20 protein-coding genes are annotated in these 19,851 nt (G+C 62.1%); 1 reads left to right on the forward strand and 19 read right to left on the reverse strand.

Annotated features, from left to right (window positions below):
* Positions 1-174: 174 nt before the first annotated feature.
* From C4N04_RS22020 to C4N04_RS22095, 16 genes are all read right to left on the reverse strand, one after another.
* Positions 175-876 carry a tRNA (guanosine(46)-N(7))-methyltransferase TrmB gene (locus tag C4N04_RS22020; RefSeq protein ID WP_096763022.1) on the reverse strand — a complete coding sequence of 234 codons (702 nt, stop codon included), beginning with the start codon at positions 874-876 and terminating at the stop codon, positions 175-177.
* Positions 873-2,126: a methionine adenosyltransferase gene (gene metK, locus C4N04_RS22025; RefSeq protein ID WP_038686468.1), complete on the reverse strand. Its 1,254-nt coding sequence runs from the start codon at positions 2,124-2,126 to the stop codon at positions 873-875. The genes C4N04_RS22020 and metK overlap by 4 nt, the downstream gene beginning before the upstream one ends.
* Positions 2,127-2,302: 176 nt before the next feature.
* Complete coding sequence (locus tag C4N04_RS22030) at positions 2,303-2,722, reverse strand: helix-turn-helix domain-containing protein (RefSeq protein ID WP_038686469.1); 420 nt, start codon at positions 2,720-2,722, stop codon at positions 2,303-2,305.
* Positions 2,723-2,873: 151 nt separating this feature from the next.
* The gene (lnt, locus tag C4N04_RS22035) at positions 2,874-4,478 is read right to left on the reverse strand and encodes an apolipoprotein N-acyltransferase (protein WP_106797027.1); all 1,605 of its coding nucleotides are present in this window, start codon (positions 4,476-4,478) and stop codon (positions 2,874-2,876) included.
* 233 nt (positions 4,479-4,711) lie between these two features.
* Complete coding sequence (locus tag C4N04_RS22040; RefSeq protein WP_039617524.1) at positions 4,712-5,857, reverse strand: hemolysin family protein; 1,146 nt, start codon at positions 5,855-5,857, stop codon at positions 4,712-4,714.
* A complete protein-coding gene (ybeY, locus tag C4N04_RS22045; protein ID WP_038686475.1) occupies positions 5,854-6,369 on the reverse strand; it encodes an rRNA maturation RNase YbeY in 516 nt (171 codons plus the stop codon). The genes C4N04_RS22040 and ybeY overlap by 4 nt, the downstream gene beginning before the upstream one ends.
* Positions 6,369-7,421: a PhoH family protein gene (locus tag C4N04_RS22050; protein WP_038686477.1), complete on the reverse strand. Its 1,053-nt coding sequence runs from the start codon at positions 7,419-7,421 to the stop codon at positions 6,369-6,371. Before C4N04_RS22050 ends, ybeY begins: the two co-directional genes overlap by 1 nt.
* A gap of 18 nt (positions 7,422-7,439) precedes the next feature.
* On the reverse strand, positions 7,440-8,849 hold the full coding sequence (gene miaB, locus C4N04_RS22055) for a tRNA (N6-isopentenyl adenosine(37)-C2)-methylthiotransferase MiaB (RefSeq protein ID WP_106797028.1): 1,410 nt from the start codon (positions 8,847-8,849) through the stop codon (positions 7,440-7,442).
* A gap of 60 nt (positions 8,850-8,909) precedes the next feature.
* The gene (locus C4N04_RS22060; protein ID WP_106797029.1) at positions 8,910-9,707 is read right to left on the reverse strand and encodes a 1-acyl-sn-glycerol-3-phosphate acyltransferase; all 798 of its coding nucleotides are present in this window, start codon (positions 9,705-9,707) and stop codon (positions 8,910-8,912) included.
* 27 nt (positions 9,708-9,734) lie between these two features.
* The gene (locus C4N04_RS22065) at positions 9,735-10,163 is read right to left on the reverse strand and encodes a Fur family transcriptional regulator (RefSeq protein ID WP_009983216.1); all 429 of its coding nucleotides are present in this window, start codon (positions 10,161-10,163) and stop codon (positions 9,735-9,737) included.
* A gap of 77 nt (positions 10,164-10,240) precedes the next feature.
* Positions 10,241-10,741 carry an N-acetyltransferase gene (locus C4N04_RS22070; RefSeq protein ID WP_010004257.1) on the reverse strand — a complete coding sequence of 167 codons (501 nt, stop codon included), beginning with the start codon at positions 10,739-10,741 and terminating at the stop codon, positions 10,241-10,243.
* On the reverse strand, positions 10,738-11,400 hold the full coding sequence (gene tsaB, locus C4N04_RS22075) for a tRNA (adenosine(37)-N6)-threonylcarbamoyltransferase complex dimerization subunit type 1 TsaB (protein WP_106797030.1): 663 nt from the start codon (positions 11,398-11,400) through the stop codon (positions 10,738-10,740). The genes C4N04_RS22070 and tsaB overlap by 4 nt, the downstream gene beginning before the upstream one ends.
* An 87-nt stretch (positions 11,401-11,487) precedes the next feature.
* Positions 11,488-12,054 (reverse strand): NifU family protein, encoded by a 567-nt coding sequence (locus C4N04_RS22080; protein WP_009993091.1) that lies wholly within the window; start codon positions 12,052-12,054, stop codon positions 11,488-11,490.
* A 105-nt stretch (positions 12,055-12,159) separates the two neighbouring features.
* The gene (locus tag C4N04_RS22085; protein ID WP_106797031.1) at positions 12,160-12,651 is read right to left on the reverse strand and encodes a universal stress protein; all 492 of its coding nucleotides are present in this window, start codon (positions 12,649-12,651) and stop codon (positions 12,160-12,162) included.
* 86 nt (positions 12,652-12,737) lie between these two features.
* A complete protein-coding gene (trpS, locus tag C4N04_RS22090; RefSeq protein ID WP_096763017.1) occupies positions 12,738-13,802 on the reverse strand; it encodes a tryptophan--tRNA ligase in 1,065 nt (354 codons plus the stop codon).
* Positions 13,803-13,928: 126 nt separating this feature from the next.
* On the reverse strand, positions 13,929-14,327 hold the full coding sequence (locus C4N04_RS22095) for a VOC family protein (RefSeq protein WP_096763016.1): 399 nt from the start codon (positions 14,325-14,327) through the stop codon (positions 13,929-13,931).
* A gap of 188 nt (positions 14,328-14,515) precedes the next feature.
* Here C4N04_RS22095 and C4N04_RS22100 point away from each other — a divergent pair, with 188 nt between their 5' ends.
* Positions 14,516-14,944, forward strand: a complete 429-nt coding sequence (locus C4N04_RS22100; protein WP_096763015.1) for a D-Ala-D-Ala carboxypeptidase family metallohydrolase — start codon at positions 14,516-14,518, stop codon at positions 14,942-14,944.
* Positions 14,945-14,947: 3 nt separating this feature from the next.
* Here C4N04_RS22100 and murJ read toward each other — a convergent pair whose 3' ends face one another.
* From murJ to C4N04_RS22115, 3 genes are all read right to left on the reverse strand, one after another.
* Positions 14,948-16,528, reverse strand: a complete 1,581-nt coding sequence (gene murJ / locus C4N04_RS22105; protein WP_039617543.1) for a murein biosynthesis integral membrane protein MurJ — start codon at positions 16,526-16,528, stop codon at positions 14,948-14,950.
* Positions 16,525-19,431, reverse strand: a complete 2,907-nt coding sequence (locus tag C4N04_RS22110; RefSeq protein ID WP_096763014.1) for a [protein-PII] uridylyltransferase — start codon at positions 19,429-19,431, stop codon at positions 16,525-16,527. The genes murJ and C4N04_RS22110 overlap by 4 nt, the downstream gene beginning before the upstream one ends.
* A gap of 134 nt (positions 19,432-19,565) precedes the next feature.
* Positions 19,566-19,841, reverse strand: a complete 276-nt coding sequence (locus C4N04_RS22115) for a hypothetical protein (protein WP_096763013.1) — start codon at positions 19,839-19,841, stop codon at positions 19,566-19,568.
* Between the last annotated feature and the right edge of the window lie 10 nt (positions 19,842-19,851).

The raw sequence follows: 19,851 nt of genomic DNA on the forward strand, positions 1-19,851 counted from the left end.
GACCAATCTCATCCCCGGTTCAAGCCAAGGGGCCTGCGGTCCCGGCCGTCCGCACTCCGGCGGATGGCCATCCGCCGGAGTGCGCACCGATCATCCAACAATCAGCGCAAATTGAACATGCAAGGGGGCCGCACGGCACGCCCGTCACTATTGCCCTTTAGCTGCCGTCGAAACTCAAATTTTCCGAAACGTCAGATAGGCCGAAGACCGGCCCTCGCGCCGCGCCTTGGCCTCGTAGCGGGTGCTCGGCCAGCCCTCGTAGGGCGTCAGCCAGTCGGCTGCATTGTCGGCGAGCCAGTCGAAGCCGCTATGGTCCCGGCATTTGAGCAGCGTCCAGTTCACATAGGTGTCGATGTCGGAGGCGAAGCAGAACAGGCCGCCGGCCTTCAGCACGCGATGGAAGCGGTCGAGATTGGTCTTCGACACGAAGCGGCGTTTCCAGTGCTTGCGCTTCGGCCAGGGGTCGGGATAGAGCAGATCGATCTGGTCGAGCGACGCGTCCGGCAGCCAGTCGAGCAGCTGCGTCGCATCGTCATTATAGACGCGGATATTGCGCGCGCCGGTGTCGCCGATGCGCGACAACAGCTTCTGCATGGAATTGACGAAGGGCTCGACGCCGATGAAGCCGGTCGCAGGCCGTTCCAAGGCGCGGTGCATCAAATGCTCGCCACCGCCGAAACCGATTTCCAGCCGCAATGTTTTGACGGGAACCGGAAAGAGGGATGTCAGCGGCTCCGGAGGAGCCGCCGAGAGGTCGACGAGGAATGCCGGGAGCAGGCTGTTTAACGTCTCAGCCTGCTGTTCGCGCAGGGCCTTGCCCTTACGGCGACCGAAAAAGGCTTCGGTCGCCCGGCCCCGGCGTTCCATATCCGTCATGCAGCAGCCTTGATCTTGACGGCTTCCTTCAGCGCCTTGACGAGGTCGGTGCGCTCCCAGGAGAACGAGCCGTCGCGGCCGGCCTTGCGGCCGAAATGGCCGTAAGCGGAAGTCTTGGCGTAGATCGGCTTGTTGAGGTCGAGGTGACGGCGGATGCCCGACGGCGACAGGTCCATATTCTCGCGGATCGCCGCTTCGACCTGGTCCTCGGAAACGCCCTTGCCGGTGCCGTGCAGATCGACATAGATCGACAGCGGCTGGGCGACGCCGATCGCGTAGGAGAGCTGGATCGTGCAGCGGTCGGCAAGGCCGGCGGCCACGACGTTCTTGGCGAGATAGCGGGCAGCATAAGCGGCCGAACGGTCGACCTTGGTCGTGTCCTTGCCGGAGAATGCGCCGCCGCCATGCGGTGCGGCGCCGCCATAGGTATCGACGATGATCTTGCGGCCGGTGAGACCGGCGTCGCCGTCCGGGCCGCCGATGACGAACTTGCCGGTCGGGTTGATGTACCACTTGCAATCATCGGCAATCTTCAGCTCGCCGAGCGCTTCGCGGATATAGGGTTCGACGACGGCGCGGACCTTCTTCGAATCCCAGCTCTCATCGAGATGCTGGGTGGAAAGCACGATCGAGGTCGCTTCCGACGGCTTGCCGTCGAGATAGCGCACGGTCACCTGGCTCTTGGCGTCGGGGCCGAGCTTGGCGACTTCGCCATCACCCTTCTTGCGGGCGGCCGCCAGCAGCTGCAGGATCTTGTGGGAATAATAGATTGGCGCCGGCATCAGGTCCGGCGTCTCGCGGCAGGCATAACCGAACATGATGCCCTGGTCGCCGGCGCCCTCGTCGCCCTGCTGGTCGGCGGCGCTGTCGACGCCCTGGGCGATGTCGGCCGATTGCGAGTGCAGAAGCACGTCGATCTTGGCCTTCTTCCAGTGGAAGCCGTCCTGCTCGTAGCCGATATCCTTGATCGCGCGGCGGGCGGCGGCCTTGAACTTGGACGGATTGATGACGTCGTTGCCGTCCTTGTCCTTCTTCATCAGGCTCGGCGGCAGGCGGACCTCGCCGGCGATGACGACGCGGTTGGTGGTCGCCAGCGTTTCACAGGCAATGCGCACGCCCCACGGATTGACGCCGGTCTTGGCCGCTTCGCGGTAGACCAGATCGACGATCTCGTCGGAGATGCGGTCACACACTTTGTCCGGGTGACCTTCGGCAACAGATTCGCTGGTAAAGAGATAATTCGCGCGCATTCCGGGATTCCCCTCAAAGAATAAAAGCTTGCTAGTAGGTACTCAGTTCGTGCGCTGATGACAAGCGCAGAAGGACATAAATATATCTTTATATCTGCGGCAAAGTGACAAATTTTGCCCCAAAAACGCAAAAAAGCGGCCTTTCGGCCGCCTCCATGCTGCGAAGGGAGCTGTGATCAGTCGGCGTCGGCTTCCGCGGCAAGCGCCTTGACCAGTTCCACGACCTTGCGGCGAACCTTGGGATCGGAAATCTTCACGAAGGCGCGGTTCAGTTGCAGGCCTTCGGAGGAGGAGAGGAAGTCGACGACATAATTCGAGCTCGAGGTTTCGGCCATGCCGCCAATGGCGCCGGAATGTTCGCCGGGCGCATCCTCGAAGAAGAAGGAGACCGGAACATTCAAGATGCTCGAGATGTTCTGCAGACGGCTTGCGCCGACGCGGTTGGTTCCCTTTTCATATTTCTGGATCTGCTGGAAGGTGATGCCGAGGCTTTCGCCAAGCTTTTCCTGGCTCATGCCCAGCATTGTTCGGCGAAGGCGAATGCGGCTGCCAACATGGATGTCGATCGGATTTGGCTTCTTTTTGTTTTCAATCATGGTCGTGCCCTAGCTACGAATTTCAACCTGTTTCTAACCGGCATGCCCCTGATCCATCCCAAAACGCCACGTTGCAGTTGGTGGGAACCCACCTTCCAACATCCGTTAAGAACGCCGATTGTCATCACTATGCAATTTTAGGGGTTTTTGGTCAATTCAACCCTAAAATAAAACCTCCGCGTGAAATCAGCGCAATCAAAATCAGCAGAGCCTCGGTCAACCAGAAGTATGTCTGGTGGGGGTATGTGGTTCCGAACCCTTCACCGAAGCTATCGACAGTTGCATCAATAAAGCCGGTTTCTCCAAGATCGAGGCCGGCGATTATTTCTCCATGGGCGTTCACCAGCGCCGAAATACCGCTATTGGCATCGCGAATCAGCGGCAGGCCGGTCTCGACCGCCCGCACCCGCGCCTGTAGGAAATGTTGGTAGGGGCCGGGGGTCATGCCGAACCAGGCATCATTGGTGAGGTTGAGGAGGGCGTTGGCGTCTTTTATGTCGCCGGTCATTTCACCCGGAAAAATGATCTCGTAGCAGATCAGCGGATAAAGATTGAGGCCGCCGGGCAGCGCCAGCAGGTGCCGGCTTGCGGCAGCCGAAAACCCGCCCGGTATCTCCACGACGTTCTGGATTCCGAATTCGGTGAGCAGGTCTTCGAAGGGCAGATATTCGCCGAAGGGCACCAGATGCACCTTGTCGGAGGCGGCGATGATCTGACCGCGGCCGTCGATCACATAGATGGAATTATAGTAGCGCACCGGCGTGCCCGGCCCCATTTCCTCGGCGCGCACTGCGCCGGCGATCAGGATCTGGTCATCGTCGAGCGTATCGGCGATCCGCGTCAGCGCATCCTGGTTTTCGGTCAGGATGAAGGGGATCGAGGTTTCCGGCCAGACGATGATATTGGGCTTGCGCCCGCCATTTTTAGGCGCCTCGGCCGAAAGCTTCAGATGCGTCTCGAAGATCGCATTGCGATCGGCGTCGTTGTCCATCTTCGCCGCCTGGTCGATATCAGGCTGCACCAGCCGCACCACCGGCCGCTTGTCCTCGGGCAACGGCGCCGGCCGCGGCGCCAGATAGAGAGCGTAGGCGCCGTAGCCGAGATGGGCGGCAAACAGCAGGACGGCAAGCGCAATGCCGGTACGAGCGCCCTGCCGGGTCCCGACAAGGGCGGGCGCGGAAAACACGAAAACGGCAAGGGCAGTCACCCCCATCGCCCCGATCACGTGCGCCGACTGCATCATCAGCGGAACCGGCATCAGGCCGTAGCCGATGGCGTTCCAGGGAAAACCGGTGAGGATGACGCTGCGAAGCCATTCCATTAGCCCGAAGCCAGCCGCAAGTGCGGCGATCCGCCCCATGCCGTCGGACCAGAAGATGCGGGCCAGCGCAACAGCCAGCCCGTAGAAGATCGCCAGACAGGCCGGCAGACCGAGGATGGCGAGCGGCAGCGCCCAGGCGAACTCCTCCGAATCGACCAGCAGCGCATGGCCGAGCCACCAGAGGCCGGCGACGAAATAGCCGAAGCCGAACAGCCAGCCGACCGCGAAGGCCGGCCACAGCCTGCCGATCAGGCCGCTTTCAGGCGAAGCCGCTGCCCCGTCGATCAGCCAGACGAGCAGCGTGAAGGAGAGGAACATCGCCGCGAAAAAACCGAAGGGCGGCAGCGCCAGCACCGCGAACGCGCCTGCGCCGATCGCCAGCAACGACCGTTTGAACCCCCAGACGAGGATAACCCTGTCCGCAAGCCGCTCCATGCACACTCCCGTCAAGCCGCGAATCAACCGATCCGCAGTCTTTCAAAAAAGCGGCGCTTTGTCCTGTTAGAGCATGTCGCGCAAAAGTGTGCCGCGGTTTTGCGGCAACGACATGCGCAAAAACAAAGAGCCAAATTAAAGCGCAAGGAGCGAATCTGAAAGATCGCGACACGCTTTAATGCATGTCGTCAGGAACTGTGCGGCAGTTCCTGACGACATGTTCAAGCAAGGGACTAGTTGGCGGTCGATTCGGCTGGCCGGTCGTCGCCGGTCTCGGAGCCGGGCGTGATGTCGCCGGCCTCTTTGGCGCGGCGGCGGATCGCGTGGCGCTTGCGGGTGATGCGCAGCCGTTTGATGCGGCGCGGATCGGCGTCGAGGATGTGAAACTCGAAATTCGGCAGCGCCTGAACGACCTCGCCGCGCACCGGAATGCGGCCGAGTGCCGAGAAGATCAGCCCGCCCAGCGTATCGACCTCGTCGACCTGCTCGCTGATGTCGAAATCCGGCCCGATCGCTTCGGCGATCTCTTCCAGTTCGACCCGGGCGTCGGCGATGAAAACGTCTTCGGCGACGCGTTTGAACATCACCTCTTCGTCATCATGTTCGTCGTCGATGTCGCCAACCACCATTTCGACGATGTCCTCATGCGAGGCGAGACCGTCGGTGCCGCCATATTCGTCGATGACGAGGGCCATCTGCGTGCGGTTCACCTGCATGCGGCGCAAGAGATCGGAGGCCAACATCGACGGCGGTACGAACAGGATCTTGCGGATGATGCCGGCCTCGGCCAGCGTCTTCTGCAGGTCGACGCGGGCAAGATCGAAATTCGACTTGGCCGAACGCGGCGGCTTCTGGATATTCTCAGGCGCAACCTCGATCGCCGGCACCGCGACCGAAGGTTTCGTCGGGCCGCGGCGCTTGTTGCGCGCCTGCTTGGCGACATAGGAGAGCAGGTCGCGGATATGCACCATGCCGCGCGGATCGTCGAGTGTATCGGCATAGACCGGCATGCGCGAACGGCCGGATTCCTCGAACAGGATCATCAGCTCGCCGATGGTGATGTTCTGATCGACCGCCTCGATGTCGGCGCGCGGCACCATCACGTCGGCAACGCGCACCTCGCGGAAGCGCAGGATATTGTGCAGCATCGCCCGCTCGTCGGGAGAAAAGGCGTCGTCGCCGGCCGCGTCGGTCATCAGCGCGTCGGCGAGATCCTCGCGCAGTCGTGAACCTTGTTGTGGGCGAAGTATGCGCGCGGCGCGCGACCAGAAGGATTGGGATCGGCCGGATGGCCGACTACTACTGCCCGCCTCGTCCGAAGAAGAGGATGGCTCAGAGTCCTTGGCGTCTGCCGCCGGCTTCGTCGTAAAGTCGCTCATGGTTCCATTTTAAGGTCTTGACCCTCGTAAGGATCAGATAGGCCGAGCTGCGCCAAAATGCGAGTCTCCAGCCCCTCCATAATTTCGGCTTCGGTACTATTCATATGGTCGTAGCCGAGAAGATGCAAGAAACCGTGCACCAGAAGATGGGTCAGGTGGTCGTCGAAACTTTTTTCGAGCTCATGGGCCTCCCGCTCCACCGTCTCCCGGGCGATGATGATGTCGCCGAGCATCGGGCCGGGCATTTTGCCCGGCTTGACCGGAAAGGCCGGAAAGGACAGCACGTTGGTCGCCTTGTCCTTGCCGCGCCATTCGGCGTTGATGTCCTGGATCGAGGCGTCGTCGGTAAAGACCAGCGACACCTCGGGCGGCATCGTCGGAAAGGGCTGCTTTTCACTGTCGCGGAGATAGATCGCCGCTGCCCCGAGCACGTGGCCGCAAAAAGCCAGCAGCGTCTCCTCCTCGGGCCAGCCGATGTTCTCGATGCTGATCTGGATGTCGAGCTCGGCCATCAGTCGGGCCGGCTGACGTCTTCGGCTTCGACGGCATAGGTGGAATCATAGGCTCTGACGATGCGCCCGACCAGCGGATGACGCACGACGTCGGTATCCTTGAAGCGCACGATCGAGATGCCCTCGACGCCGTTCAGCAGTTGCAGGGCCTCGACGAGGCCGGATTTGACGCCGCGCGGCAGGTCGATCTGGCTCGGGTCGCCGGTGACGATCATCCGGGCATTCTCGCCGAGGCGCGTCAGGAACATCTTCATCTGCATCGATGTGGTGTTCTGCGCTTCGTCGAGGATGATCGCGGCATTGGCGAGCGTGCGGCCGCGCATGAAGGCGAGCGGCGCGATTTCGATGACGCCGGCGGTGATCGCCCGGTCGACCTTGTCGGCTGGGATCATGTCGTAGAGCGCGTCATAGAGCGGGCGAAGATAGGGATCGACCTTTTCCTTCATGTCGCCCGGCAGGAAGCCGAGGCGCTCGCCGGCCTCGACGGCCGGACGCGACAGGATGATCTTTTCGACGGCGCCGCGTTCCAGCAGCTGGGCGGCATGGGCGACGGCGAGATAGGTCTTGCCGGTGCCGGCCGGGCCGACGCCGAAGACCAGTTCGGAGCGTTCCAGCGCCCTGATATAGGCGTCCTGGGTCGGCGTGCGGGCGATGATCGTTTTCTTGCGGGTGGAGACCTGCGCCATCGTCAGCTTGGCCTTGCGCTCCATCGTCGGCAGGCTGAGCTGGTCGTCGGCGGCGACCGCCATGCGGATTGCGCCCTCGACGTCGGATCTTTCCACGCTGCCGCCTTTCTGAAGCTTTTCATAGAGATAATCGAGCGTGCGCCGTGCCTGGTTGGTGGTCACGACATCGCCCGATATGACGACGGAATTGCCGCGCGCCCGCGCATCGATGTTGAGCCGCTCCTCGAGCAGCTTGAGGTTCTGGTCGAATTGACCGAAGAGCTCGCTGGCGAACCGATTGTTCTCGAACGTCAGGACGAAGTGATTGGTGTCGCTCGGCGTGCGGGGGTGGCGCGGTGAAGAAGAAACCAATTCTTGTCCGTTCAAGCGGTCGGGCTCCTTGGGTTAAACCGCAGCCTCTGCGCGTTCGGCAAACAGGCTGTTCGTTCCGGTTCCGGTGATTCGCACTTTGATAATGTCACCGATTTGCGATGCTTTTGCATCAACATTCACAGACTGAAGCCAGGGAGAACGTCCGATTAACTGGCCGGGCATGCGGCCGGGCTTTTCGAGCAGCAGATCGATCTCTTTGCCGATGCAGGATTCGGCAAATTCCTGCTGCTGCTTCAGGAGAAGCGCTTGCAGGCGTTCCAGCCGTTCTGCCTTGATTTCTTCCGGCACCTGGTCCTTCAGTTCCGCGCCGGGTGTCCCCGGCCGTGTCGAGTATTTGAACGAGAAGGCCTGCGCATAGCGCACCGTCTTCACAAGTTCTAATGTATCCTCAAAATCTTCGTCTGTCTCCCCCGGAAAGCCGGTAATGAAATCGCCGGAAAGGGCAATGTCGGGTCGCACCGTGCGGATGCGTTCGATCAGCGAGAGATATTCGGCCGCCGTGTGGCGCCGGTTCATCGCTTTCAGGATGCGATCGGAACCCGATTGCACCGGCAGATGCAGATAGGGCATCAATGCTCTGAGGTCGCGATGCGCCTCGATCAGCCGGTCGTCCATGTCGCGCGGATGGCTGGTTGTATAACGCAGGCGGGCGAGGCCGGGGATTTCGGCGAGGCGGTAGAGTAGGTCGCCGAGGCTCCATGCCTCCCCCTGCGGCCCGGCGCCGTGCCAGGCATTGACGTTCTGCCCGAGCAGGGTGATTTCGCGCACGCCGGCTTCGACGAGCTTTTCGGCTTCCTCGACGATCTGAGTGACCGGCCGCGACACTTCCGAGCCGCGCGTGTAGGGCACGACGCAGAAGGTGCAGAACTTGTCGCAGCCCTCCTGCACCGTCAGGAAGGCGGTGACGCCGCGGGCGCGGATCTTCCGGCTTTCGGCGATGGGCAGATGCTCAAACTTGTCCTCGATCGCATATTCGGTGTCGACAACGCGCTGGCCCTGTTTGGCCCGACGCAAAGCTTCCGGCAGGCGGTGATAGGTCTGCGGACCAATGACGACGTCGACGGCCGGCGCCCGGCGCAGGATCTCCTCGCCTTCGGCCTGGGCGACGCAGCCGGCAACGCCGATCATCATCTCCCGGCCGTCTGCCGCCTTCTTTTTCTTCATCTCGCGCATCCGACCGAGCGCGGAATAGACCTTCTCGGCCGCCTTCTCTCTTATATGGCAGGTGTTGAGAAGGACGAGGTCAGCCTGTTCCATGTCTTCCGTCGGCTCGTAACCGTCGCGGGCGAGCGCATCACTCATGCGCATGGAATCATAGACGTTCATCTGGCAGCCATAGGTCTTGATGAAGACCTTGCGGCTGTTGGAGCCGTCGCGGAGCATCGGCTCCGGGGCCTGGAGAAGGGCGCTGTCCTGTGTCATGCCGCGCTATTTAGTGGGTTTTGCCGCCCGAGAAAATCGAAATCTTGTTTTCGCAGCTTGCTAGGAGATTTCCCTCCCGCGCAGGCGGCTGTTGAGCAGGTTGCGAATGCGCGAAGCAATGGTCGCGCTGACCTCCTTGCGATTGCTGTCGGCGCGGTAATCCACCGCCTCGCCGAAGGAAACCTCGGCGTCGATGGCGCCGCAGCGCACGATGTCGAGGAGGTGCGGTAAAAGCTCGATATCCCCCGGCCAGGCGGCGAGCGGCCGGTGATAGCGCCCCATGGCGATACCGTGCACCCTTGTATAGGCGACGGCCACCGGCTGAACCACGACGGTTCCGGTCGGCGAGGCGGGCACGGCCATCGCGGCGGCGCCGAACAGCGAGGATTTCACCTCCAGCAGCCGGTTGCCGTCAGAGGTCGTGCCCTCGGGGAAGAGCACGATGATTTCGCCGTCGGCCATGCGCCCGGCGATCTCATTGGCCTGATGGCCGGTTTTGCGCCTCTCCTCGCGCACGACGAAGACGCTTTTCTGCAGCTTGGCGAGCGTGCCGAAGATGGGCCACTCGGCCACCTCGATCTTGGCGATGAAGGCGACGTCGGCAACCGCCGACATCACCATGATATCCATCCAGGACGAATGGTTGGAACAGAGCATCAGCGGCCGGCGATCTTCCAGCCTGCCGGTGACGCGCACACGAATGCCGAGACAATAGCAGATGATGCGGTGCCAGACTCGCGGCAGCCGGCGGCGCAGCCGCCAGTCGAAATTGAGCGCCAGCAGTTGCAGCGGTATGAGCACGATGCTGACGGCGAGGATAACGACCGCAGCCAGAGCAATGCGCAGCCAGGCGATCAAATGTGCTGCTCCCGGGCACCCATTGCTTCAGAGATCGTCCTTCTTCAACGGAATGCCGTAGAGCTCCAGGCGGTGGTCGACCAGCTTGAAGCCATGCTCGCGGGCGATGCGCTCCTGCAGCGCCTCGATCTCCGGCGAGCGAAATTCGATAACCGTACCGGTTTTCAGGTCGATGAGGTGGTCGTGATGCTCTTCCGGCACTGTTTCGTAGCGCGAGCGCCCGTCGCGGAAGTCGTGGCGGGCGATGATGCCGGCATCCTCGAACAGTTTGACGGTGCGATAGACGGTCGAGATCGAGATTTTCGCATCGACTTTCACCGAGCGGCGGTAGAGCTCTTCGACGTCGGGATGGTCTGCCGAATCTTCCAGGATACGTGCGATCACGCGGCGCTGCTCGGTCATGCGCATGCCGCGTTCGGCGCAAAGCTCCTCAAGGGTCTTGGCTACATCAGGCATGGCCCGCCTTCAAAACTATCCACGTTTCGACAACGCCCGCACGGTCGTCGCGCCAGCCTGTCTTCTCTGCCAGGGAACTATCGAAGAACGCGCTTCATGACAAGCGCCGTGGAAAGGGCGCCGTTTTCCTGCTTGTAATAGCCCTGGCGCTCGCCGACCTTCTCGAAACCGAGCTTGCGGTAAAGGCCGAGGGCGGCCGTATTACCGTTATCGACCTCGAGAAACATGCTCTCGCCGCCGCGCGCCCGCGCTTCCCGCATCGCGGCCTGCATCAGCCGCCAACCGAGCCCGGCCCGGGCTGCCTTCGCCTGCACGGCAATCGTCAGGATTTCCGCTTCGCCGGCGACCTGGCGGGCAAGGATGAAGCCGGGAAGCGGCTTTTTCAGGATGGCATTGGTCTGGCGCGCGACGAAGCCGAACACCGTCTCCTGCGACAGCAGGCTATGGAACTCGCCGTCGCCCCAAGGCCGCGCGAACCGCTCGCCATGCAGCACGGCAACATCACGGCAATCCTCGCGCTCCATGGCGATGATTTCGAATTCGGGCTTCAGCGTCAGATAGGCTTCCAGCATCGTCATACTCGTCGGGCGATCGCATATCCGGACTGCGGTTTGGCATCCGGTCCGCGCAGATAAAGGGGCTTCGGCTTTCCGGCATCGGGGGAGGCGGCAGCACCGAGGCGCGCCACAATGGAAATCGGGAATCTGTTGGCGTGGTCGCCGCCGGCGCCCGCCATCAAGAGCGGCGTCGCCGAACCGGTAATCTCGCCGTCGAAGCCGGCGGCGAAAGCCTGGGCCTCGGCGACGCTTGCCGCCCGCGGCGCATCGAGGGCCGAACCGTCGGCTGAAAAGGATTGGAGGTAGATCTCGTCGCGCTTGGCGTCCATTGCCGCCAGCACCGCGCGGCCGGGCGTCTTCTCGCGCTGGGCTGATGCCATGACCTCGAGCGTGGTGACGCCGACGGCAGGCACATTGAGGGAAAGCGCAAAACCCCGGGCTGCGGCAACGCCGACGCGGATGCCGGTAAACGAGCCGGGGCCGACGGTGACTGCAAGCCGGTCGATGTCGGACAGTGCCAGCCCGGCCTGATCGAGTGCGCGATCGACGATACCGATCAGATGTTCAGCATGCCCCTTGCCGATCATGTCCGATGCCTCCCCCAGCATCGTATTCCTACCGCTGTCATAAACAGCGGCAGCGCAGTCTACACCTGCCGTGTCGAGCGCCAGAACAATCATGCCATCAATTTCCGAAAAATCTATTGTCGCTCGATCATAATTTCATCCGGCCGAACGGGAGATGAACGGCCGGACGAACCTACGTTTTTAAGCGGCAATCACTTCCTGCACTTCGGGGACGAAATGGCGCAGCAGGTTCTGGACGCCGTGCTTCAGCGTCGCCGTCGAAGACGGGCAGCCGGAGCAGGAACCCTTCATGTTCAGATAGACCTTGCCGTCCTTGAAGCCGCGGAAGGTGATGTCGCCGCCGTCCTGGGCAACGGCCGGGCGCACGCGGGTCTCCAGCAGCTCCTTGATGGTTAGCACGATCGATTCATCGCCTTCGTCGAAGAATTCGTCGCCGGCATCGGCGTCTTCGGAAAGGATGGAGGCGTCGCCCATGACCGGCTTGCCGGACATGAAATGCTCCATGATCGAGCCTAATATAGCCGGCTTAAGATGCTGCCATTCGGCATCGTCCTTGGAGACGGAAATGAAATCATAGCCGAAATAGACACCGGTCACCCCAGGGATTTCGAACAGCCGGGCGGCAAGCGGCGAGGCCTGAGCTTCTTCGGCGCTGCGGAACTCGGCCGTACCGTTTTCCATCACCACCTTGCCCGGCAAGAACTTTTGCGTGGCGGGATTGGGGGTGGCTTCGGTCTGAATGAACATCTGGGTCTCCATGCGGCTGCCCATGGCTTCGCCGTCTTTAGAATTCTTCAAAAGAAGATAAGCCGATTGCCGGTTCCATTCAAGAGATTTATACTCAAGAATTTCTCAGCAGAGGGCGTCGATTTCCTCATTGGTCAGCGTATCCGGCAGCACCGTGACCGGGATCGGAAACGCCGCCGCGCGGCCGGCGATCGATGAGACCAGCGGTCCCGGACCTTCCTTCGCCGAACCGGCGGCTAGGACCAGGATCGCCACATCGCGGTCGTCCTCAATCACCGCGTTGATCTGTTCGGCCGCACCGCCTTCGCGGATGACGATCTCCGGCTCGATGCCGATCGTCTCGCGCACGATCTGGGCGATCTTGGCAACCACCGCATCGGCCTCCTCGCGCGCTTCCGCCCGCATGATCGCCTCGACGCCCAGCCATTGCTGGAAATCGCCGTCGGGGATGACGTAGAGCAGCACCAGCCCGCCATTGGAATTCTTCGCGCGCCGGCCGGCATAATGAACGGCGCGCTGGCATTCGGGTGTACCGTCGATCACCGCCATGAATTTGCGGCGATGACCTTCGAGCCGTGAGAGTCGCTTCGATACCATGGGGCGGACTCTGACACCCGAAGCGGAAAAATTGCAAGCTCAGTTTTTGCTCCTCTTCGCCCAGCAGGGAGAAGAGGAGATCGGCCTCAATATAGGAAGCCGATGACGTCGCGTACCTGTTTCATCGTCACCTCGGCTCGCTCCCTTGCGCGCTCGCCGCCCTTGCGCAGGATGGCATCGATATGACTGGTGTCGTCCATAAGCCGGCGCATCTCGCCGGTGATCGGTGCGAGCACGTTGATTGCCAGATCGACCAGCGCCGGCTTGAAGACGGAGAACTGCTGGCCGCCGAATTCGGCCAGCACTTCGGTCTTCGACTTGTCGGCGAGCGCGGCGTAGATCGCCACCAGATTGTCGGCTTCCGGCCGGCCCTGCAGCCCGTCGGTCTCGCTCGGCAAACCATCAGGATCGGTCTTTGCCTTGCGGATCTTCTTCGAGATCGCATCCTCGTCGTCCATCAGATTGATGCGCGACAGGTCGGAAGGGTCCGATTTCGACATTTTCTTCGTGCCGTCGCGCAGCGACATGACGCGCGGCGCCGGCCCGCCGATCAACGGTTCCACCATCGGGAAATATGCATGCACCGGCTCGTCGCCGACGGTGATGTCGACGCCGTAGCCGGTCCTGCCGATATGCTCGGCATAATCGAGGTTGAACTTCATGGCGATATCGCGGGCGAGTTCCAGATGCTGCTTCTGGTCCTCACCGACCGGCACATGGGTGGCACGATAGACGAGGATGTCGGCGGCCATCAGGCTCGGATAGGCGTAAAGGCCGAGCGAGGCCTGCTCGCGGTCCTTGCCGGCCTTGTCCTTGAACTGCGTCATGCGGTTCATCCAGCCGATGCGGGCGACGCAGTTGAAGATCCAGGCGAGTTCGGCATGCTGCGGCACGGCCGACTGATTGAAGACGATATGCTTTTCCGGATCGATGCCGGCGGCGATGAAGGCGGCGGCGATCGAGCGCGTCTGGCTCGGCATGTCCTCGTGGACGAGCTGAGCGGTGAGCGCATGCATGTCGACGACGCAATAGATGCAGTCATTGCCTTCCTGCAGCGCCACGAAGCGGCGGATCGCGCCGAGATAGTTGCCGAGATGCAGATTGCCGGTCGGCTGCACGCCGGAGAATACGAGTTTCTTGAATTCGCTCATGTCGTCCTCAAAAGGCTGGTGGAGGGCCTACAGCGCCGCGCGTCTTTCAGACGCGCAAAGTGGGCTTTTCGCCTATGTTGCTAACGCCGCGGCTTATGCACGGGCAACCCGTCGCAATCAAGGGGTTCAGCCTGCGGCATGCTGGATCAGATCGAAGCTGTTGCCGTAAGGATCGGCAAAGACCGCGACCGTGCCGTAAACCTCATGCCGTGGCTCCTCCAGAAAGCGCACGCCGGCTGCAAGCATCGCGGCATGATCGCGAGCGAAATCGTCGGTCTTCAGGAAGAAGCCGACCCGGCCGCCCGTCTGGTTGCCGATTGCTGCCCGCTGTACTTCGTTTGCTGCCTGCGCCAGCAGAAAGGCGGCGCCGTCCCCGCCTCTTGGCTTCACCACCACCCAGCGTTTGCCCGCCGGCTGCGGCTCGTCCCCAAGGCAATCGAAACCGAGCGTTTCGCAATAGAAGGCCTTGGCGCGGTCGTAATCGTCGACGACGAGGGTGACCAGGAAAAGAGACTGGATCGTCATGCGACCTCCTGCGTTTGGATGTTTTTTTCATTTTGAGGCAGATACTGCCCCGATTTTAAGCCGAATTGATCAGACGGTTTAGTCACAATTGAGTATAAAATTTCACAGAAAAGCTTTTATTGAACTGAAAATCCTCGACCGCGCGCAGTGTCGGCGGAAGGCCGCCGTTCCAACCGCCCGGAGGGACCATGCAGAACCTCGCTTCGCTCGCCATGGCAGGCCTTTTCGCCCTACAATCAGCAACCAGCGCCGTCGGTCAAGACAACAAAAGGCCGGCCATTCATCTGACGAAACACGAGGCGCGTCTCGCCTATACGGTCCAGACCGTCAGTGTCCGAGCCGGTTGTTTTCCAAATCGTCTTCGGGCGATCCTGTCGCATATCGCTGCAAAAACCGGCCGCCGACCGGTAATCACCTCCGGCCACAGGCCGCATCCCCGCCGTCATGGCTCCCTGCATGGCAAATGCCTTGCGGCCGATTTCAGGATGCCGGGCCTGTCGGAGCGCACCATCATCGCCGCCGCAAGAAGCGCGCCCGGCATCGGCGGCATCGGCAGCTATTGCAACGGCATCATTCATGTCGACGTCGGGCCGCAAAGGCGATGGGTCGATTGTTAGAGCTTATGCATCTTCCGCCGCCGCCGGCTTGCGGTTCAGATTGCGCCGGATCATCCCGAGATTTGCCCCGCCGATCAGGAAGGCGGTGGCGAAATAGACCAGCATGGAAATCGCGATCAGCAGCCCCAGCGTGCCGATCTTGGTCAGAAGCGGCGCGCCCGATGCAAGCCAGGACGCGAAATATTGCTTGAGGAAGACGATCGCTGCGCCCATGACGGCGGCAGCGACGATCAACAGGGCGGCGCGTTTTGCCAGCGCCCATTCCCATGTCAGGTGGCCGCGGCGCAGCAGCGTGGTGAACAGCAGCACGGTGCTGATCCAGCCGGCGGTGGCTTCGGCGACCGCGATGCCGGGTGCGCCCATATAGGGGAAGAGTGTCAGCGCCGTGGCGCAGTTGGTCGCAACGGCGATCGCCGAGAAACGCATCGGCGTCTTGGTGTCCTCGCGGGCATAGAAACCCGGCTGCAGCGCCTTGATCAGCACGAAGGCCGGCAGGCCGATGCCGTAGATCGCCAGGATCGAGCCGACGACGGCGGTATTTTCCTGATGGAAGGCGCCGCGCTCATAGAGCACGCGGATGATCTCGTCGGACAGGATCCACAGCGCGAAGGCGGCGGGAATGGTCAGGAACAGCACGAATTCGATCGAGCGGTTCTGCAGGTTGCCGGCCTCGCGCAGCGCCCCGCCCTTCAGCGCCCTGGCGAGCTCCGGCAGCAGCACCACGCCGACGGCGACGCCGACGACGCCGAGCGGCAGCTGGTAGATGCGGTCGGCATATTGCAGCGCCGCGATCGCGCCGTCGCGCGAGGAGGCGATCGCCTGGCCGATCAGCTGGTTGATCTGGGTGATGCCCCCGGTGACCGCGGCCGGCACGGCGAGGATCAGCAGCCGCTTGACGTTCGGGGTCATTTTCGGGAAGCGGAAGCCGATGCTCATGCCGGCGGCAAGCACGCCGACATAGACGACGGCGAGCTGCAGCACGCCGGCGGCAAGAACGCCCCAGGAGAGATACCAGGCGGTCGCCAGCGGATCGGCGCCGGTATAGAGCGCATAGAACAGCGCTCCGATCATCACCACGTTGAGGAAGACGGGAGCGATGGCGGCGGCGAAGAAATGATGCAGCGAATTCAGCATGCCGCTCATCATCGCCGTCAGCGACATGCACATGAGATAGGGAAACATCACGGCCGCCATGCGGATCGTGATCGAGAACTTCTCTGGATCGTCGGCAAAGCCCGGCGCGATGACGAAGCGCACGAGCAGCGGCATGCAGAGCTCCATCACGATGGTGATGAGGAGCAGCACCGAAAACAGGACGCCGAAGACTTCCTCCGAAAAGCGCTTGGCGCCGTCCGTGCCGTTCGCCTCGATCTCCTTGGCAAAGAGCGGCACGAAGGCGGCGTTGAAGGCGCCTTCGGCAAACAGCCGTCGGAAAAGGTTCGGGAAGCGAAAGGCGGCGTAGAAGACGTCGGCCATCGGTCCGGTGCCGAGCGCTGCCGCCATCAGGGTTTCGCGGGCAAAGCCGAAGATGCGGCTGCCGAGGGTGGCGCCGCCGACGGTCGCGAATTTCTTGACGAGACTCATGCTGGGGAATCGGCTTTCTTTTCGGCTGTGGTCGAAGTCCGGGCGGTGGCGGCGGGCGCGATGATGCCGGAAGGCATGCGCTCGCGCAGTTCGTCCTCCTCCTCGGCCATCACGGCCTTCATCCGGGCGGTGATGTTGGCGCGCTTGCTGTCGCCCGAGATTTTCTGTCCCACAAGATCGGTGACGTAGAAGGTGTCGATCACCTTCTCGCCGAAGGTGGTGATGCGGGCCGACTGGATGTCGAGCGACAGATCGGAGAGCACGGCGGTGATCTCCGACAACAGGCCGGGCCGGTCGAGGCACTCGACCTCGATGACGGTGAACTTGTTCGACAGGCTGTTGGTGATGTTGACCGACGGCGGAATGACGAAGGCCTTGTTCTTCTTGCGGTTGCGCGCCCGCGTGGCGATCACCTCGGGCAGTCGCTTGCGCCCCGACAGCACGTCCTCGATCATCCGTCCGATCGTGCCGGCACGGCGCAGCTCGTCGGCATCGTCGGCAAATTCACGGCTGACATGGATCGTGTCGAGCGCCCGTCCGTCTGAGGTCGTGAAGATCTGCGCGTCGACGATATTGGCACCGGCCGCCGCACACGCCCCGGCAATGACGGCGAGCAGGCGCGGATGGTCGGGCGACAGCACGGTGATCTCGGTGATGGCGTGGAAACTGTCGGTGCGCACCATGGTGGCGAGCGCCTGGCCCGCCTTGTCGGCCTGGCGGATGAACTGGGCGTGGCGGAGCTGGTCTTCCAACGGTACCGAAAGCAGATAGGGCTGGTAATGCAGCTTGGTATAGGCGTTGCGATCCTTCTGGCTCCAGTCGGAGAGCGCACCGCGCAGCGCCTCGGCGGCGGCATTCGCCCGCTCCTTGCGGGAGACCTCCGAGAAGCCGCCGGCCAAGAGCAGCTCGGTTTCATAATAGAGCGTACGCAGCAGCTGGCCCTTCCAGCCGTTCCAGACGCCGGGGCCGACGGCGCGAATATCGCAGATCGTCAGGATCAGCAGCATCTTCAGCCGGTCGAGCGACTGCACCCGATCGGCGAAATCGGTGATGGTCTTGCGGTCGGTGAGGTCGCGGGTCTGCGCCACCATCGACATGGTCAGATGTTCCTCGATCAGCCAGACGACGAGTTCCGTCTGCTTCTGCGACAGGCCGAAGCGGGCGCAGAGCTTGCGGGCGACGCGGGCGCCGGCGATCGAATGATCCTCCAGCCGGCCCTTGGCGATATCGTGGAGAAGAACGGCCAGGTAGAGCGCCTCGCGGTCCTCGATATTCGCGATCAGCTTGTTGGCGAGCGGGTGCAGATCCTCGGAACGCGACTTGTCGATCTCGGAGAGAACGTCGACGGTGCGGATCAGATGTTCGTCGACCGTATAGTGGTGATACATGTTGAACTGCATCATCGCGACGATTTTGCCGAAATCGGGAATGAAACGGCCGAGTACGCCGGCCTCGTTCATGCGGCGCAGTATCAGCGCCGGGTCGCGTTTCGATGTCAGGATCGACATGAACAGGCGGTTGGCTTCGTCGTTTTCCCGTAAGCTGTTGTCGATCAAGGCAAGCGAACGGGTGACGCGTTTCAGCGCATCGGGATGAAATTCCAGGCCGTTGATGTCGGCGACATGGAAGAGCCGCAGGATGCTGACCGGATCGCGCTTGAAGACCTCCGCGTCGGCGAGTGCGATGCGGCCGCGGTCTTCGACGAATTCGACGCTGCCGGCGATCTTGCGGGTGCGATGGGTGAAACGGCTGATGACGCCGGTGAGGCCGGGGATCGACTTCGCCTGCTGGTCTTCGAGTGCGGCGCACAGGATGCGGGTCAAATCGCCGACATCCTTGGCAACGAGGAAATAATGTTTCATGAAGCGCTCGACGGCCGAAAGGCCGGGGCGGGTGTGATAGCCGAAGGCTTCGGCGATCTCGCGCTGGATGTCGAAGGACAGGCGCTCCTCGGCCTTGCCGGTCAGGAAGTGCATATGGCAGCGCACCGCCCAGAGGAAATCATCGGCCTTCTCGAGCAGGCGGTATTCGTGTTTTGACAGGACGCCGAGCTTGACCAACTCCGCCTGGTCGCGCACGTGATAATAATATTTCGAGATCCAGAACAGCGTGTGCAGGTCGCGAAGCCCGCCTTTGCCTTCCTTGACGTTCGGTTCGACGAGATAACGCGTGTCGCCGGCCTTGCGGTGTCGTTCGTCGCGCTCGGCAAGCTTGGCGGCGATGAACTCAGGGCCGGTGCCGGTGACGATTTCTTTGTCGAAGCGGTTCTCGAGCTCGGTTTCCAGCCGCTGCAGCCCGCAGATAAAGCGCATCTCCAGAATGGCGGTGCGGATCGTCATGTCGGACTTGGAAAGCGCGATGCATTCCTCCACCGTGCGGGTGGCGTGGCCGACCTTGAAGCCCATGTCCCACAGCACGTAGAGCATGAATTCGACCGCCTTGTGCGTCTCTTCCGCCGGCCGCGGCAGGAAAAGGAAGAGCAGGTCGATATCGGAGCCGGGCGCCAGCGTATCGCGGCCATAGCCGCCGACGGCGGTGACGGCGAACTTGTCCTTCTGCTGCGGAAAGATATGGGCGGTGGCGAAATTATAGAGGGCGGTGATGATCTGGTCCTGCAGCCAGGAAATCCGGTAGGCGCAGTTGAGCCCGCTGCCGTCGGCGGCAAGTGCGGCGCGCGCCTTCTGCCGGCCCTCCGTGCTCGCCTTTTTCAGGACGGCGAGGAGATCGGCGCGCATGATGTCGGGCCGGTTGCGGTTGGCTTCGGCAACGGCATCGCACTGGTTCTGCAGCAGTTCAGTGTCGAGGATCGTGGAGAAATCGAGGTCGCGCATCGCTTTCGCCGGAGTGGCGTCCTGTTCATGCCGGGCTGCCGGTTCGCGGCCTGCCGCTGGTTTCGTCTGCATGCGCTATAGCCTCTTTGCCCGGCGATTGACACGGGCTTTCATACTGCAAGAACCTTTAAATTTGGCGAAATGGTGTTTGTCCGCTGCTGGATGCGGGACGCTTTGACGCAAGCAGCGGACTTTCCCGAAAAGCCTCAGCTCGCGAACTCGGCCTGCAGCGAATACAAGACCTGCCGTGTCTCGCTCAGGATCTCCTCGAGTGTCTGGCGGTCGCATTCGCGATAACCTGCCTTGGCGATCGAAGTGGCGAGCTCCGAGATTGTAGCGCAACTGCGCGTCATTTTCAGCAGGCCGATCGGCGAGGTCCAGCCGCGCGCATTGCGGTCCTGATCGGCGCGCCGCATCGGGTCGAGCATGGATGAGATCAGTGAGAGGCGCTCGGTTTCGCGAACCAGCTTTTCCATGAACATCGGCCGCGCT

The sequence above is a fragment of the Rhizobium sp. H4 genome, from assembly GCF_003013335.1.
In the GTDB taxonomy this organism is placed as follows: domain Bacteria; phylum Pseudomonadota; class Alphaproteobacteria; order Rhizobiales; family Rhizobiaceae; genus Rhizobium; species Rhizobium sophoriradicis.

Bases quoted from the DNA above. Each gene is read 5' to 3' on its own strand.
- C4N04_RS22020 (WP_096763022.1), bottom strand. From the start codon at position 876: ATGACGGATATGGAACGCCGGGGCCGGGCGACCGAAGCCTTTTTCGGT.
- metK (WP_038686468.1), bottom strand. From the start codon at position 2,126: ATGCGCGCGAATTATCTCTTTACCAGCGAATCTGTTGCCGAAGGTCAC.
- C4N04_RS22030 (WP_038686469.1), bottom strand. From the start codon at position 2,722: ATGATTGAAAACAAAAAGAAGCCAAATCCGATCGACATCCATGTTGGC.
- lnt (WP_106797027.1), bottom strand. From the start codon at position 4,478: ATGGAGCGGCTTGCGGACAGGGTTATCCTCGTCTGGGGGTTCAAACGG.
- C4N04_RS22040 (WP_039617524.1), bottom strand. From the start codon at position 5,857: ATGAGCGACTTTACGACGAAGCCGGCGGCAGACGCCAAGGACTCTGAG.
- ybeY (WP_038686475.1), bottom strand. From the start codon at position 6,369: ATGGCCGAGCTCGACATCCAGATCAGCATCGAGAACATCGGCTGGCCC.
- miaB (WP_106797028.1), bottom strand. From the start codon at position 8,849: ATGACACAGGACAGCGCCCTTCTCCAGGCCCCGGAGCCGATGCTCCGC.
- C4N04_RS22065 (WP_009983216.1), bottom strand. From the start codon at position 10,163: ATGCCTGATGTAGCCAAGACCCTTGAGGAGCTTTGCGCCGAACGCGGC.
- C4N04_RS22070 (WP_010004257.1), bottom strand. From the start codon at position 10,741: ATGACGATGCTGGAAGCCTATCTGACGCTGAAGCCCGAATTCGAAATC.
- tsaB (WP_106797030.1), bottom strand. From the start codon at position 11,400: ATGATTGTTCTGGCGCTCGACACGGCAGGTGTAGACTGCGCTGCCGCT.
- C4N04_RS22080 (WP_009993091.1), bottom strand. From the start codon at position 12,054: ATGTTCATTCAGACCGAAGCCACCCCCAATCCCGCCACGCAAAAGTTC.
- C4N04_RS22085 (WP_106797031.1), bottom strand. From the start codon at position 12,651: ATGGTATCGAAGCGACTCTCACGGCTCGAAGGTCATCGCCGCAAATTC.
- trpS (WP_096763017.1), bottom strand. From the start codon at position 13,802: ATGAGCGAATTCAAGAAACTCGTATTCTCCGGCGTGCAGCCGACCGGC.
- C4N04_RS22095 (WP_096763016.1), bottom strand. From the start codon at position 14,327: ATGACGATCCAGTCTCTTTTCCTGGTCACCCTCGTCGTCGACGATTAC.
- C4N04_RS22100 (WP_096763015.1), top strand. From the start codon at position 14,516: ATGCAGAACCTCGCTTCGCTCGCCATGGCAGGCCTTTTCGCCCTACAA.
- murJ (WP_039617543.1), bottom strand. From the start codon at position 16,528: ATGAGTCTCGTCAAGAAATTCGCGACCGTCGGCGGCGCCACCCTCGGC.
- C4N04_RS22110 (WP_096763014.1), bottom strand. From the start codon at position 19,431: ATGCAGACGAAACCAGCGGCAGGCCGCGAACCGGCAGCCCGGCATGAA.
- C4N04_RS22115 (WP_096763013.1), bottom strand. From the start codon at position 19,841: ATGTTCATGGAAAAGCTGGTTCGCGAAACCGAGCGCCTCTCACTGATC.